This window comes from uncultured Pedobacter sp. (genome assembly GCF_913776295.1).
Lineage (GTDB): Bacteria > Bacteroidota > Bacteroidia > Sphingobacteriales > Sphingobacteriaceae > Pedobacter.
The window spans coordinates 119,350-134,692 of record NZ_CAJYOJ010000071.1 but is presented as its reverse complement, the minus strand read 5'-3'; the positions used below and the strand labels follow the sequence as shown (position 1 = coordinate 134,692).

The window sequence follows — 15,343 nt, the reverse complement described above, 5'->3', positions numbered from 1 at the left end:
TATAGTTTGCAATTCTCAATTTACAGTTACCAATGAACCAATGACCAATGAACTGATGATCTTTAATCGAACTGATGAGAATATGTAATTAATAGTTGGAAATAGGCCATTACTGGTCAATTAACCGGTTTAAACAATCAACCACCGTATAGTTTGCAACTCTCAATTTACAGTTACCAATGAACCAATGAACCAATGACCAATGAACCATTAACTAACTACACTCCGTCTCCCCTTAAACTCCTGAATCTCTTTCTCGCTTCAGCACTGAACATACTGCCGGGATAATCGGTAATCAGTTTTTGGAAGTATATTTTGGCCTGTGCAATATCATTCAGTTTCTTTTCGTACAGGTCGCCAAGTGTAAATAGCGCATCATCTGTCCAGATGCCGTCTTTAAATTCTTCCATTACCTTTTTTAAGATATCGGCCGCTTTTTGAAAATCGTTTGCTTTAATAAAAATCCGAGCCTTACTCATCATAATCGCATCCGTTAAGCTGTTCTGAGGATAGGCAATGGCAATGCTATCCATTTTTTTTATGGCTTTTTCGGGTTGGTTTCTAAATAGAAGCATTTCTGCATCAGCATACATTTTTAAAGCGTTGCTATCGGCTGGTGTCTGGATGTTATCGCTGATCAATAAACTTAGGTTTAATGCATCATTCGCTATCAATTGTGAGGTAGCCGCTTTTAAGACCAAACATTGACTATTGCTATAGTCGAAATTTCCCTGATAAAAAGAAAGTTTAGCACTCCTGAAGCGGGCCTCATTTCCTACAGGTTGTCCTTCAAACCGCTTGCTCACCTGCTCATACACTAAAAAAGCTTCCCAGGGTTGGTTGGTTAAAATGTAAATGTCGCCTAAATCGAGTTTTAACTGGCCTAAGTCCTGATCATTAATGCCTGGCATTTTTATCGCTTCTTCCAGTTCTTTTTCTGCACTGGCGGGTTGATTTAAATAGTAGGCCTGCAGGTTGGCCAGTTTTTTTATGGCAAACAGCGTGTTCCTGTTCTTCCCGTTTTCGTCCAGTAGTGTCTGGTAGTCTTTGGCAAGCAAATCAAGGTCTGCAACTGTATATTTCCCACTGGTACGCAGATTGTATCTGGTATTCAGCATTTCTATCTTTGAAGGAAGATAATATGGGTTGTCCTTTCCTTTGGTGAGCAAATAATCGTAAGCCTTAATCGCGGTTTCGTAAGCACCATTATCAACAAAGGTATAAATGGCATTAAATAAGGTCCCCCCGTCAGCTTTGGTACGTTTATCATATGCGATAAGCTGGCGTAGTGCCATATCAAATTCTTGTTGTTGAATATAATTCCATGTGAGTAACTGGATGTAAACTTCAGCATCAGGTGCTTTTTGTATTTTTTTTAAAATGCCCGCCTGAAAAGTTTGATAATCGTTTTTATCTTCGAAAACCGAAGAGAGTACGGTTTCTGCCTGTGGTAAAAGCTGCGGCATGGTTGCAAGTGCATCCAGATACTCTTGCATGAGCATGGTTTTATCTTTTTTAAAACGATAAATGTTTAATAATTCAAAAACAAACATCTGATCGTCGCCAAATAGTTTTCTACCCTGTTTAAAGGTCTGGACCGCATAGTCGTAATTTTCGAACCGATAAAAGCTATTGGCCAGATTTCTGATCTTAAATTCCTCTTTTGGTAGTTTTGCAATTACATCATTAAAGATTTTATTGGCCGCCTGCACATCGCCTTTCTCCTGATAAAGCTTGCCTAAAGCGATTGGATAGATATCGTTCTGTGGATTTTTTTTGATTTCCCTTTTAACTACTTTTTCCGCCACGTCATAACGTTTCAATTTTAGCAGTGCATTAAAGTAGATGTCGAAATAGACTTCGTTATTAGGGGTGGAATAAAGTTTTTCCAGTAACACAACTGCTTTATCGTATGCCCCATCCTGGTAATACTGGATAGCCAGACTACTTTCATCAGGCGAAATCTGCTGATCAGACCGAAAAATCTGTGCACCGGCACCAAACGATAGCGATAAGAATATGATGAAAAACAGGCGTTTCATAAACCTTAAATTATAAGTTTTAAATGTAACATTTTAATACATCTTTAGCTAAACCACCAATTGATATTAAACGTATTTTAAATGTTACCTGTATTTTATTTTGTAGATATTTTATAAATACTAAATTGAACCGAAACTTATTATTGATCACATGAGTAACATTGTTGGTGTAAACCGCTGTAAAATTGTTGTGATGTTTATTTTTGTCTCTCCGTAAAGGATTTATTTATGCTTAAAAGGATTTTCCTGTTGTTAATGGTTGCATTGATTGGGGCTTGCAAAGGCACAAAACATGATACTATTCCTGTAGACGATTTTTTTAAAACGCAGGATAAAGCCTTCTATCGCATTTCTCCGGATGGGAAAAGCCTATCTTATCTAAAGCTTCACAATCAAAAACTGGACCTTTTTGCTGAAGATATCGCCACCGGAAATAGTGTTCAGTTAACCCATTTAAACGGAAAGAATATCAGCTTTCATTTCTGGACCAGTAATAATGAACTGATTTATTATACCGAAGATGGATCTAAGGAACGCAGGTCTGATATTTTCGTGATCAATAAAGATGGGAGTAAGCAGGTGCAGTTGAGTGCCAATGAGAAAAACAGATTGAGGGTAATAGAAGATCAGCTGATTGATGATAAATATATAATTGTAGCGTCCAATAAACGTGATTCGACGGTTTTTGATGTATACCGTTTGAATGTACGGGACGGAAAAATGGAGATTGCGGCCAAAAACCCAGGCAATATTACCAGATGGATGACTGATAGTAAAGGTGTACTTAAAATTGCAGTTGCCAGTGATGGGGTGAACGAAACTTTAATGTACCGCGAAAATGAAAATGAATCTTTTGCGCCTGTAATTACCAATAACTTTGAAACTACTTTTCAGCCCATTGCATTTTCTGAAGATCAGCCTAATGTACTTTATGCTATTTCCAGCATCAACCGCGATAAGAACGCACTGGTAGCGCTTGATTTAAAAAAGGGGAAAGAAAAACAGGTGCTTTTTGCAAATGATACCTTAAATGTGGTTGATGCAACATACTCCCGTTTCCGGAAAAAAATGCTCTTTGCAACCTGCGAAACCTGGAAGAGAGAAAAATTTTACCTTGATGATAGTACAAAAGTAGCTTATTCGAAGATAGATGCCCTTTTGCCCGGCACAGAATGGGTAATTATGGACAAGGATAAAACGGATAAGGTATTTGTAATACGGACTTTTACCGATAAAAATCCGGGTTCATATTATCTGTATACTGCCGCAGATCAGAAGCTTAAAAAACTTACTGATGTAAGCCCTTCTATTAAGCCGGCGGATATGTGTGCCATGAAGCCCATCAGCTTCAAAAGCCGGGATAGTTTAACCATTAACGGTTACTTAACTTTACCTAAAAATAAAAAGGCAGTTAACTTACCCGTGGTAGTGGTGCCGCATAACGGACCAAAATCAAGAAATAGCTGGGGCTATAATGCGGAAGTACAGTTTTTGGCCAACCGGGGCTATGCCGTTTTGCAGGTAAATTACCGGGGGTCTACCGGTTACGGGAAATCATTTTATGCGGCAGGTTTTAAACAATGGAGTGATAAAATACAAGATGATGTTAATGATGGGGTAAAATGGCTGATCAGGGAGAAAATTGGCAATCCTAAAAAAATTGCCATTTATGGTAATGGTTTTGGGGGCTATATTGCTTTAAATTGTTTATATAAAAATCCCGATCTTTATAAATGTGGCGGATCAAATTCTGGTGTAATTAACCTGTTTAGTTACCTGAAAACTTTTCCTCCGTTTTTAAAGGCCAAATTGCAGATGTATTATGAAATTATAGGCAATCCGGTAACTGATACAGATTATATGCGCTTTGCTTCACCTGTGTTTCATGCTGACCGGTTTAAATTACCGGTTTTTATTGCCCAAAATCCCAAAGACCCTAGCGTTAACGTAGCAGAAGGTGTGCAGTTTATCAAAGAACTTAAAAAAAGGAATGTCCAGGTTACTTATATCGAAAAAGAGGAGGGACCAGACCCTTTGGTACGTCAACAGAGTAGGACAGCTTTGTACAAAGCCTTAGAAGAGTTTTTAAATGAAAACCTTGGTAAAAAATAGGTATGTCCTTAGATAAGCAAAGCAACTACCGTAAAAACTTTACCTTAGGGGTAACCTTCATTACACTCATCTCGGTTCTTTTTATCCTGTCACTTTTTCTCGCCTTTAATTATAGCAAAAAAACGATAGAGAATGATTTTGTCTCAGAGAAAGTAAATGTACTGGAACAAAGTATTAAGCCGTACAATGATTTTTTTCAGAATAAAATGCCTGAGATTTCTTATTATAACGGATATTTGGATTCTTCTACTGCAGCCAGGTTTGTAGATACCGTGATGTTGAAATATCCTTTCATTTCCAAAGTTACTTTTTACGATACAGAAGTGAAGAATGTTCCCGTGAAAGATGGGATCAATGCAAATCATCTGGGTATTGGGCCAAAATCGATTTTTCAGTTTGGCAAAGGGGTGAAGCCTGATTCGGTAAAGCTGTATTCCGAAAATGATACAAAATCTTTTACCGTGGGAAGTGATTTTAATGCCATTGCCATTAAACTGGCTACCTTTGTCGAAGATCTTGATACCGCTTCCGTACCCACACAAGAAGAGCTGTTTACCAATTTTTCTATCGTTAATTCCAATGAAAACAAAATCACTTATTTAAATATTCCCCGCCGCGAAGATTTAAGGGTATACAAAGATATGATCAGGCGGAAGTTAGATCCGGCACCAGTATATCAACAGGATGTAATGGTTTTTAAGCTTGATGCACATCAAATCAAAATCATCAATACCAGGCCGTTGTTGTACCAGATCATCAGGATTGAACCCTTAACTTATGATCCGATAGATACCTCCGATGAAAATATTAATACCGAAATTGCCCTGCCTGGCGCATTTTCTGATTTTAAATTATACCTCATTTCATCAAAATCATACATCAAAAAAGAAATTTTTATTTATTTCATGCCTATTGCTCTGGTGTTATTGCTGGTATACGGCGTACTTTTACTGGTTGCATTTTTGATTTACCGTAACCTGAACATCAACAGTAAAATGTTTAAGCTGCAGTACGATTTTGTGAATAACCTTACACATGAGTTTAAAACGCCCGTTAGCGTAATTAAGATTGCAGGAAACAATATTAAAAGTGCTGCTGCGTTAAGCCAAAAAGAACAACAGCTTTATGGCAAAATACTGGACGAAGAAGCCGACAAACTGAATGGTTTAATGAACAAATTACTGGCCTTTACACAAATCGAAAATAAGGCCATTAAACTCAACCGTGAAGAAGTTAATATTGTTGATTTTATCGAAAGTACAATTGAGTCGCATACCTTAAAACATCCCGATTTTAAGATTAGCTATGAAGTAGTTGGATTTAAAACCTTTATTACCGACCCGGTACTATTGGGGAGTTTGTTTGATAACCTGGCAGAGAATGCTTACAAATATTCAAAACCAGAACAGAAAAAACTGCACATTAGTGCAAAGCTGATCAAGGGGGTATTGGTTTTTCGCTTTGCCGATAAAGGAATAGGTATCGCTGCGTCTGAATTGAATAATATATTTAAGAAGTTTTTCAGGATCCAGAATGAATATAACCAAATGGGCAGTGTAGGCTTAGGTTTGGCATTCTGCAAAGAACTGGTTAACTTTATGGAAGGAGAAATCTCTGTAAAAAGTAAAGTAGGAAGCGGTACGGAGTTTAAAATCGTGCTGCCTTATAATAGTTAAGTTAAGGAATTGGAAAGTTAAAGGTTGGGGGGTTGTCATGTTAAATTAACCTTCAAACATTGCAACGTTTCAACATTACAATGTAACACACACATAAATGTCTAAAGAAGTAAAAATATTAATTGTAGAAGATGATGAGAATCTTCGTTTTCTGGTAGCCCACCGGTTAAAGGCTGAAGGTTATACCGTGATGGAAGCCAATGATGGTGAAGCTGGTGAAAGAATGATTTTAGCTGATCAGCCTGATATTGTTTTGTTGGATTGGATGATGCCAGGTAAGCAGGGTGCTGAGGTTTGTGAGCAAGTGCGTAAACAAGGTTTCGAAAACCTGGTGATTATGATGACCGCAAAGGCTCAGGATGTAGATAAAATTGACGCCTATAATTTTGGCGCCTCTGATTATATCACCAAACCATTTAATATGGATGTATTGGTGGCGATGCTGGAGAGTAAGGTAAAATTCATCGTCAATAAAGATTCGGCCGAGATCCATCGTTTTGGTAATATGGAACACCATCCAAACATTCACACGTTATTCAGAGATGGGAAGAAAATCGAGCTAACAATACTGGAAAACCGTATCCTGCTTTATTTCCTCCGCAACCCGGGCAAGGTAATTAATCGTGATGAGCTAATGTTGGTTGTATGGGGCTACAATTCTGATGTCAATACCAGAACGCTTGATATGCATATTGTACGCTTGCGTAAAAAGATAGAATTGAATCCTGATAACCCACAATTGTTGCAAACCGTAAGGGGGGTAGGTTACCGCTTTAATGCCGGGTAATTATGTTGTTTTTGTGCCGTCAGATGTTGCCATCTGACGGTTTTATTTACTCAAATAGGTCATATGGTCACATTATACCACTACGCCCTCTTCAAAGTAAATATCGTAATCTCAGGTAAAATACCAACCCTGCCCGGATAACCTAAAAATCCGTAGCCTACATTAACATACAGTTGTTGTTTTTGTTCCTGATACAGGCCAGCCCATTCCTTATATATGTATTGTACCGGGCTCCATTGCAGCTCTTTTAAACGTACACCAAATTGCATACCGTGGGTATGGCCACTAAACATGGCATCTATTTGTGGGTATTTTTGTAAAACCTCTCCACGCCAATGCGACGGATCGTGGCTTAACAACAATTTTACAGGTAAATCATCCGTATGTTGAACGGCGAGTTCCATTTTTCCATATTTCGGAAAACGGCCCATTCCCCAGTTTTCAATGCCTAAAATCCCAATTTCTTCTCCATCAACCTTCAATCTCCGGTTTTCGTTCAGTAAAAGGTTATAGCCCATTATTTTGTGTACATCAACCATATCTTTCAGGTTTTTTACCTTGGCAGGAGATGATTCCTTGCCGAAATAATAATCACCGTAATCATGGTTTCCTAAAGATGAATAAACGCCCAGTGGTGCTTTCACTTTCGAAAATATATCCTGATAATCCCTTACTTCGTTGGTGAGGTTATTCACCAGATCGCCTGTGAAAAAGATGAAATCGGGTTTCTCGCCCAATAACATTTCTACCCCACCTTTTACCGCTGTTTTATTATAAAAGCTACCAGAATGGATGTCAGAAATCTGTCCCATCGTAATACCATCAAAAGCTTTGGGCAGGTTAGGGAGTATTAAATTAACTCGCCTCACCTGGTAATCGTATGCGCCAGAAATAATACCCCAGCTTAGCGAAGTTAAAGGAACAGCTGCGGCTACCAATCCGGCTTTAACTAAAAATTCTGAACGTGATATTGGCTCTGCCTCGCTAATTGGCTGGTCTTTTATTCTTTGTTTTTTTCTGACAAGTTTGATGAATAATCTTCGTAAATCATCCAGAATCAGAAAGGGCAGCATCGCTATTTTACACGCTACAGTTAAAAAGAAAGCGACTAAAATGATGGCTCTAAGCGTAAGGAAAAGATTAAGGTAAATTCCTGCGAAAACGCCAATAATCAGCAGAAAGCTATAGCTCCAATATAAAATACCGAAGTTTTTTTTTGTTTTCGGCTTCCATTTAAAAACGGAAACGATGGCTTTAAAAAAATAAATATCAAAGGCTGTAAGGAGTATGCAGGCTGCAATGATGAAAGGTAATCTTCCCATATATTCGGGTTATTCGATTTAAATTATAAACAGGCAGGTTTTGTAACCGTCTAAATTAAGGATTTGCACTAAATAAATTATCTAAAATCCGTTTCGGATGATCTAAAAACGATTTATAAAGCCTATATATTTCAGACTCCTCATATTTTACTTTCGTTATTTTTCCATTGGCCATTTCATAAATTGTCGCATTTGGATACGCCAGCAAAATAGGAGAATGAGTTGCGATAATGAATTGCGCATCGTGACCAATAAGATTGTTGATTTTTGACAACATCGCAATCTGTTTTGTTGGCGATAAAGCAGATTCAGGTTCATCCAGAATATAAATGCCGTTGCCGCTAAATCGGTCCATAAACAGTGCCCAAAATGATTGTCCGTGAGATTGTTCGTGCAAAGAAAGCCCGCCATACGATGCTATTATTTTTGGCCCGGAAGAAGGTTGTTCATCAAGCTTATCAATTTCACTTGCAACGTTGTAAAAACTTTCGCCCCGTAAGAAAAAACCATCTTTAGGTTTTCTGAAACTTTTACTAATTGTTAAATAATGATGCAGTTCTGAATGTGTTGCCTTACTTGAAAAATTAAAATTTTTACTTCCGCCCTCAGCATTGAACCCAAGATAAACGGCCATCGCCTCAATCAGGGTCGATTTACCGACCCCATTTTCGCCTGTAAAAAATGTAACATGTGGATGGAAGTCCAATTTCTCAAAAGATTGTAAGCATGGAATGTTAAACGGATATCCATTAGGCAGGTGCTCTTGTTTTAACCGCAGTGATAAGAGATATCCGTTAAACTCCATTAATTTTTATCTGAAATCGTCTTCATCCTCTTCTTCATCAAATTCGGCATTAAACAAACTGCCAAACATATCGGAGAAGCCGAAGCCACCATTTAAAAAGTTTTTGCTCAATTGTGAATACTCGGCTAAACCATGTAATACGAATTCCATTAAAAGTAAAGTTTGGTTCTCACTTAATTTAGGATGAAACTTTTTGACCAGATCGTATAATCCAGGAACCAGCATCAGTGCTTTTTTGTATTGTACATTGGTTAAAACATCCGTAACATCAACATTATTTCCTTCGGTAAACCATTCCGTTACTTCGGCATAGGGATTTGCCGTTTTGGTTTTCTTTGCTTTTTCCGGATCTGGGAAATAACGGGCAAATAAGGTCTTAATGGCTTTGCCAATTAACGTAGTAGCTACATGCGCCGGGCCTTCAAGTTCGCCTTCATAAACCAATTCTATTTTACCGGTTATGGCCGGGATAACTCCTGCAAAATCAGATAAACGGACAAAAGTGTTTTTCTCGCCAGAGATCAGCATTCTTCTTTCGGCTGTGCTGATCAGATTTTCATAAGCAGAAATCGTTAACCTGGCTGATACACCTGATTTTTGGTCAATGTATTCACTCTTACGGGCTTCAAAAGCAATTTGCTCTATTAAATCTTTCACCAATCCATCGGCCTCTATATTGGCCCGTTGATCAGCTGTTAATCTGGCCTCCTGGAAGGTGATTTTACGCGAAATTTCTACCGTTTTTGGATAGTGGGTTAAAATCTGGCTCTCAATCCTATCTTTTAGCGGCGTAACAATGCTTCCGCGATTGGTATAGTCTTCCGGATTTGCTGTAAATACAAACTGGATATCCAGGGGTAAACGCAATTTGAAACCACGAATCTGAATATCTTTTTCCTGCAACATGTTAAATAGCGCCACCTGGATACGTGCCTGTAGATCGGGTAGTTCATTAATTACGAATATACTGCGGTGTGCACGTGGAATCAGGCCAAAGTGGATTACGCGCTCATCATTATAAGTTAATTTCAATGTTGCCGCTTTAATAGGGTCAACATCGCCAATTAAATCGGCAACAGTAACATCAGGGGTGGCCAATTTTTCGGTATATCTTTCACTTCGGTGCAGCCAGGCAATTTCAGTATCATCGCCTTTTGTGGCAATTTCATTTTTGGCATACCAGGAAATTGGATTTAACGGATCATCAAAAATCTCACTTCCGGCTACATATGGTACGTACTCTTCCAACAAATTTACCATTAAACGGGCAATACGCGTTTTTGCCTGTCCGCGTAAACCTAAAAGTAAAATATTATGACGAGATAAAATCGCTGTCTGCAGCTCGGGGATTACTGTTTCGTCGTAGCCGATAATGCCTTCAAACTCTGTTTTTTTATCGCGTAAAACTTTAATCAGATTTTCCCTGAGTTCTTCTTTTACCGATCTCGACTTATATCCTGTGATTTTTAACTGGCCTAATGTTGTGTTTTGCATCTTTTAAATTGGTTTAAGGCATTGGGTTTAAGGTATAAGGTTTGCAAAGTACACAAGCCTCCTCTATAAATCTATACCTCTTTTTAATGTTTTATGGTTGATTCGGATAGGAATTGGCGATGGGTTTTTACCTTAAGCCTTATGCCTTTTACCTGCAACCTTACTTAACTGTTTTTCTTCTGTTTTTAATATAATCTTCAAAAATGTATTCGCCCAAGCCGTTTAAAGAGCTATAAAAAGCCCTGCCACCATTAATTTCTGTAAACTGCCTGACAAACTGCTGAAGGTAAGGCTCCTTGGCAATCATAAATGTCGTAATCGGGATCTTCAGCCGCTTACATTGGGCCGCCATGTTTAAGGTTTTATTGATAACTTTCCTATCCAGTCCCATGCTGTTTTTGTAATATCTGCCATTTTCCTTTAAACAGGTTGGTTTTCCGTCCGTAATCATGAAAATCTGTTTATTATGGGTTTTCCTCCGGCGGAGTAAATCTGCAGCTAATTCTAATCCGGCATAAGTATTGGTGTGGTATGGTCCAACCTGTAAATAAGGCAGGTCTTTAACACTGATGGGCCAGGCATCATTTCCAAAAACCACAATATCTAAAGTATCTTTTGGGTATTTTGTTTTAATCAGCTCGGCCAAAGCCATGGCCACTTTTTTTGCAGGGGTAATCCGGTCTTCGCCATATAGAATCATGGAGTGCGAAATATCAATCATCAACACCGTAGAAGTTAAGGTTTTAAAATCCTTTTCCTCTACTTCAAGGTCGCGGTCGGTTAAAGTGAAATCACCAATGCCATGGTTAACCTGTGCGTTTTGTATCGAAGCAGTCATATCGATCTGATCCAGGCTATCACCGAAATGATATTCACGCCTGTCGGCATTTTTTTCTTCGCCAATGCCAGACTGGTTACTGTTGTGGTTACCACGACCGGATTTTTTGAGTTTGCCAAAAATTTCGTCCAGGGCCGATTTACGGATTGTCTGTTCTGTTTTGGCCGTAATCTTAAATGCTCCTGATTGATTGTCTTCCGTTAGATAACCTTTATCTTTCAGGTCGTCGATGAAGTTACCAATGCCATACTCGTTATTAGTTAATTGATATTGTTTGTCGAGTTCGTTCAGCCAGCTTAAAGCCTCTGCTGCATCACCGGCTGTATAATTCAGCAGTTCGCTAAATAATTTCAGCAACTCATCAAACCCACCCTTTGGCGTATTGCCCGGTTTATAATCAGAAAAACGAAAACCTCTCATGTGCTTGTATTAACGATTTATCTAAGATAAAAGTTTCGCTTAGCATTAATTTAAGCGCGGTGTCATATTTGGATGCAAGCAGAAAAATAAAAGCTGAAAGGACAAAGTATGGTTAAATTGGAAACTACAAACTGAAAATTGCCGACTGTTCACTGCCAACTGGAAGCAAAATATTTATTCAAGCGACATGTGGTAAATTTTCTTATTATACTCCGGGTTTGCACCTGGTTGCGAGGCTACAAAAGCACCCACCTTACAGGCATTGTCTAAAGTGCTTTCCATGGGGTAACCTTGCAGATAACAGGCAATAAAGGTAGCTAAAAACGCATCGCCGGCACCAACCGTATCCACTACCTGTACCCTATAACCTGCATGTTTAAATAATTTGCCGTCATTTAATACGCAGGCGCCCTTATCGCCCAGTGTAAGGCAAATGATTTCGATCTTAAACTGGAAAGAAAGCTGTTTTAAGAGTTGCTCTTCAGTATTACCTGTTAAACCAAAGGATTCTTTTACCCAAACTAGTTCGTCTTCGTTTATTTTTAAGATATCTGCTTTTGCCAAAAGTTCACCAATTAACTCTTTTGAATAAAAGGGCGCACGGAGGTTGATGTCGAAAATTCTGGTCTTGGCATTTTCCAAAAGCCTGAGGATGGTTGCTTTAGATTTTTCCTCCCTGCAGGTTAAACTGCAGTATACCAATGCATCTGCCTGTTTTACGGCTGTTATGTTCTGCGCTGTGATTTTAATGTCATCCCATGCCACGGGTTGTTTGATGGTATAGGTAGCCTGATGGTTTTCATCCAGTTGCACCACAACCGTACTGGTGGGTAATTCATCATTAATCTGAATTAAATCCGTTCCAAAATGATTAGCTGCTAAAAAACTGACCAGTTCTTTGCCGTTTTCATCTTTTCCTATGGCGCTAATGAAGCGGCTTTCTATACCTTGTTTGTGTAAATTAAGGGCAACATTCATGCTAGAGCCGCCGGCCTTTTTGCCTTCCGGAAAAACGTCCCAGAGTATTTCGCCAATAGTGATTACCTTGTTTTGCATAGTAGATTTATATCGTGGTAAATAAAGAATTTTTACGCATGGAACAAAATAATTTGTTTCATATCTTTAATTTTTAACTTAATCCAGATCATCATGAAAAAAATACTCCTAATTGCATTGTTTTTTATTTCTTTCAGCGCTATAGCCCAACATGCAAAAGATAAGCAAGCCATACTCAATTTACTGGAAAAGCAGCGTACCGATTGGAATAAGGGTGATGTTGAAGCCTTTATGCAGGGGTATGAAAAATCGGATAGTTTACTTTTTGTAGGTAAAAGCGGACCGACTTACGGCTGGCAAAAAACATTGGACACTTATAAAAGTGGTTATCCTGATAAAGCCGCTATGGGCTTTTTGGTATTTGGTATAAAAAAAGTCGATTTTTTAAAACCTGACCTGGCTTTTGTATTGGGCAGCTGGAATGTTAAACGGGAAAAGGATGAACTTAAAGGGTATTTTACCTTATTGATTAAAAAAATTAAAGGCGAATGGAAGGTTGTTGTAGATCATAGTAGCTAAACAGGGGAGAAGTGAAATGTAAAATAGATGAGGAGGCAAATTGACTTGTTTGCGAAGCTCCCTCCGGTCGTCATTTCGAGCGGAGTGCAACGAAGTCGAGAAATCTATCCAGATGAATAGCTCCTTTATAGTCACCGTTTGTAACGGGGATTTGGGAGATTAGCATTTTCAAATGCTAAAGGGATTAATTTTCGAGGCGATACAATCGCCTTTCTTATGTATCCCGATTGCAAATCCTACGGTGTGGACACAATTGATCATAATATTTTTCAGCCGCTCTATGCCGCGGTGGCATGGTACTTTGGAGCGCCAAAGTAGCCAAAGCGCTTCGTCAATCCAGCAATGAGCCTTTTGCACAATCCCATCCCCATCAAAAAAACAGCGGTACTTCGTTTTGTGTTCAATATCTTTTTTAAAATTAAATCATTCTTATGAACACAAAACCACTGCGTTTAAGGTTTGTTAGTGCTAATTTACCTGAACTGCAACTGTTTTTTTGATTTCCCTGGCTCTTGGGATTGACAGCGTCCTTAGCTAAAACCAGTAACTTATTAAAGTTGGCTAGCAAAATGCCTAAACTATTCTTAAAAAGATGTGTCCACACGGTGGGATTGCAAGTCGGGACGATTTTTTATTCGCCCAACTTAAAATCCTTATAATAGTAATCCTTATCCTCATCTGTCAGCTGGCGGATGATCCTGCATGGGTTTCCTGCCGCAAAAACGTTATCAGGAATATCCCTCGTAACCACACTGCCAGACCCAATAACCACATTAGATCCTATTTTTACACCTGGATTGATCACCACATTTCCACCAATCCAAACGCTATTGCCAATCGTTATTTCCTGTGCCCACTCATATTCCTGATCTCGCAAATGAGCATGGATTGGATGCCCTGCAGTATAAATGGCCACATTTGGTGCAATAAAAACGTTATTGCCGATACTTACCCTGGCACAATCTAAAATAACGAGGTTAAAATTGGCGTAAAAATGATCGCCAATTTCAATATTGTAACCATAATCGCATCTGAACGGTGGTTCTACATAAAACATTTTTTCTGTTTTGCCGAAAAGTCTTTTCAGTAATTCCTTACGCTGTTTAATCAATTTCGGAGCCAGGTTATTAAACTCATAAATCAGTTCCCGGGCTTTTAATCGTTCTTTCGCTAATTCTGCATCACCCGCCTGGTAGGCTTTACCTGTTAGCATTTTTTGTTTTTCAGTAAGTATGTTAGTATTCATCCGCGAGTTTATTTAATAGTGCACTTAAAGTGTTATGCGCAATTATAATAAAAAACGGGACTATCATTTGCCGATGTCCCGTTGCATTTTAATATTGTTCAATTTTTATGGTCTGCCTTTAGCTAAAGCCCTTTCGGCTATTTTTACTGCCCTTTTCTCTCTCCAGTGGGCGTATTTCTCTTTGAAAGTCATTTTAATCAAACTATCGATGGCGCCATGGGTAAACAAACTCCAAACGCTCGCTACTTTACGTGTAATCGATTGATCCCAGGCCCTTAAGCTTAAAGAAAATGAACCATCCACGTATTTCATCCAGTGCCACATACCGGTTGGCATAAATAAAGTATCGCCATGTTCTAAGAAAACTTCATAACCTTCTACACCATTCAGTGCAGGAAATTTTTTGAAATCAGGATTGGCCACATCGTAATCTTCCAAAGCATAAGTTGCATTCGGCAGGCAATACAATCTATCTTTCCATTTATAATCGAATAAGATAATGTGTTTTCTGCCACCAAAGTGGGTATGGAAAATATGCGGTAAATCGATATCGTAGTGTAAAAAGGTTACCGAGTTAGAACCACCAAAAAACATTGCAGGCATGCTTTCGATAAAGCCGCCCATTAAATCTTTAGGAATTTTTACGTCATTGATTAAACTTGGTACTTTTTTAAACAGGTTAAAAAAGAAGATACGCAGTTCGGTTGGCTCCCGTTTGATCAGATCAAGGTAATCGCCAAATTTCATGTGTGCGGTAGCGGCATTTATCGGCTTAGATGGATCTGCCTTGGAGTTATCATAAAGCGGCACTTCCAGCTCTCCGCCAATTTCTTTTAAATATTCAGTAGTCCATTTTTCTCTGGCAGGCCAGTCTTTAGTTAGACCCCTGATGACTAACGGACGTTTAGTTTTCAGATAATTTTTCTTAAAATCTTCGGGAGTGATGCTCTCAACGATATCAACAGGTTTTAAAATGAAACTCATGCTTTTAAAAATCGGTTATTTGTGCCGAACAACAAATGTGTA

At 38.6% G+C, this 15,343-nt stretch carries 12 protein-coding genes; 4 read left to right on the top strand and 8 right to left on the bottom strand.

Going from position 1 to position 15,343, the window contains the following annotated elements; translation table 11 throughout:
* Positions 1-218 precede the first annotated feature (218 nt).
* On the bottom strand, positions 219-2,042 hold the full coding sequence (locus tag QZ738_RS16305; protein WP_293788797.1) for a tetratricopeptide repeat protein: 1,824 nt from the start codon (positions 2,040-2,042) through the stop codon (positions 219-221).
* 228 nt (positions 2,043-2,270) lie between these two features.
* Here QZ738_RS16305 and QZ738_RS16300 point away from each other — a divergent pair, with 228 nt between their 5' ends.
* From QZ738_RS16300 to QZ738_RS16290, 3 genes are all read left to right on the top strand, one after another.
* Positions 2,271-4,154 (top strand): prolyl oligopeptidase family serine peptidase, encoded by a 1,884-nt coding sequence (locus QZ738_RS16300; protein WP_293788796.1) that lies wholly within the window; start codon positions 2,271-2,273, stop codon positions 4,152-4,154.
* A gap of 2 nt (positions 4,155-4,156) precedes the next feature.
* Positions 4,157-5,830: a sensor histidine kinase KdpD gene (locus QZ738_RS16295; RefSeq protein WP_293788795.1), complete on the top strand. Its 1,674-nt coding sequence runs from the start codon at positions 4,157-4,159 to the stop codon at positions 5,828-5,830.
* A gap of 97 nt (positions 5,831-5,927) precedes the next feature.
* Entirely contained in the window at positions 5,928-6,617 is a 690-nt protein-coding gene (locus tag QZ738_RS16290; RefSeq protein ID WP_293788794.1) for a response regulator transcription factor, read from the top strand.
* 80 nt (positions 6,618-6,697) lie between these two features.
* On the opposite strand, the gene QZ738_RS16285 is transcribed toward QZ738_RS16290, so the two are convergent.
* The 5 genes from QZ738_RS16285 to QZ738_RS16265 all read right to left on the bottom strand — a co-directional run bounded on the left by QZ738_RS16285 (position 6,698) and on the right by QZ738_RS16265 (position 12,552).
* Positions 6,698-7,939, bottom strand: coding sequence for a metallophosphoesterase (locus QZ738_RS16285; protein WP_293788793.1), 1,242 nt, complete (start codon positions 7,937-7,939; stop codon positions 6,698-6,700).
* A gap of 55 nt (positions 7,940-7,994) precedes the next feature.
* On the bottom strand, positions 7,995-8,744 hold the full coding sequence (locus QZ738_RS16280) for an AAA family ATPase (protein ID WP_293788792.1): 750 nt from the start codon (positions 8,742-8,744) through the stop codon (positions 7,995-7,997).
* Positions 8,745-8,750: 6 nt separating this feature from the next.
* A complete protein-coding gene (locus QZ738_RS16275; RefSeq protein ID WP_293788791.1) occupies positions 8,751-10,238 on the bottom strand; it encodes a sigma 54-interacting transcriptional regulator in 1,488 nt (495 codons plus the stop codon).
* Between the two features lie 160 nt (positions 10,239-10,398).
* Positions 10,399-11,496, bottom strand: a complete 1,098-nt coding sequence (locus QZ738_RS16270; RefSeq protein WP_293788790.1) for a VWA domain-containing protein — start codon at positions 11,494-11,496, stop codon at positions 10,399-10,401.
* A 174-nt stretch (positions 11,497-11,670) separates the two neighbouring features.
* Positions 11,671-12,552, bottom strand: a complete 882-nt coding sequence (locus QZ738_RS16265) for a carbohydrate kinase (RefSeq protein ID WP_293788789.1) — start codon at positions 12,550-12,552, stop codon at positions 11,671-11,673.
* A 93-nt stretch (positions 12,553-12,645) separates the two neighbouring features.
* Here QZ738_RS16265 and QZ738_RS16260 point away from each other — a divergent pair, with 93 nt between their 5' ends.
* Positions 12,646-13,071, top strand: coding sequence for a nuclear transport factor 2 family protein (locus QZ738_RS16260; protein WP_293788788.1), 426 nt, complete (start codon positions 12,646-12,648; stop codon positions 13,069-13,071).
* Positions 13,072-13,702: 631 nt separating this feature from the next.
* On the opposite strand, the gene QZ738_RS16255 is transcribed toward QZ738_RS16260, so the two are convergent.
* Positions 13,703-14,317, bottom strand: a complete 615-nt coding sequence (locus tag QZ738_RS16255) for a sugar O-acetyltransferase (protein ID WP_293788787.1) — start codon at positions 14,315-14,317, stop codon at positions 13,703-13,705.
* Positions 14,318-14,422: 105 nt separating this feature from the next.
* Positions 14,423-15,301 carry a cupin-like domain-containing protein gene (locus QZ738_RS16250; RefSeq protein WP_293788786.1) on the bottom strand — a complete coding sequence of 293 codons (879 nt, stop codon included), beginning with the start codon at positions 15,299-15,301 and terminating at the stop codon, positions 14,423-14,425.
* Between the last annotated feature and the right edge of the window lie 42 nt (positions 15,302-15,343).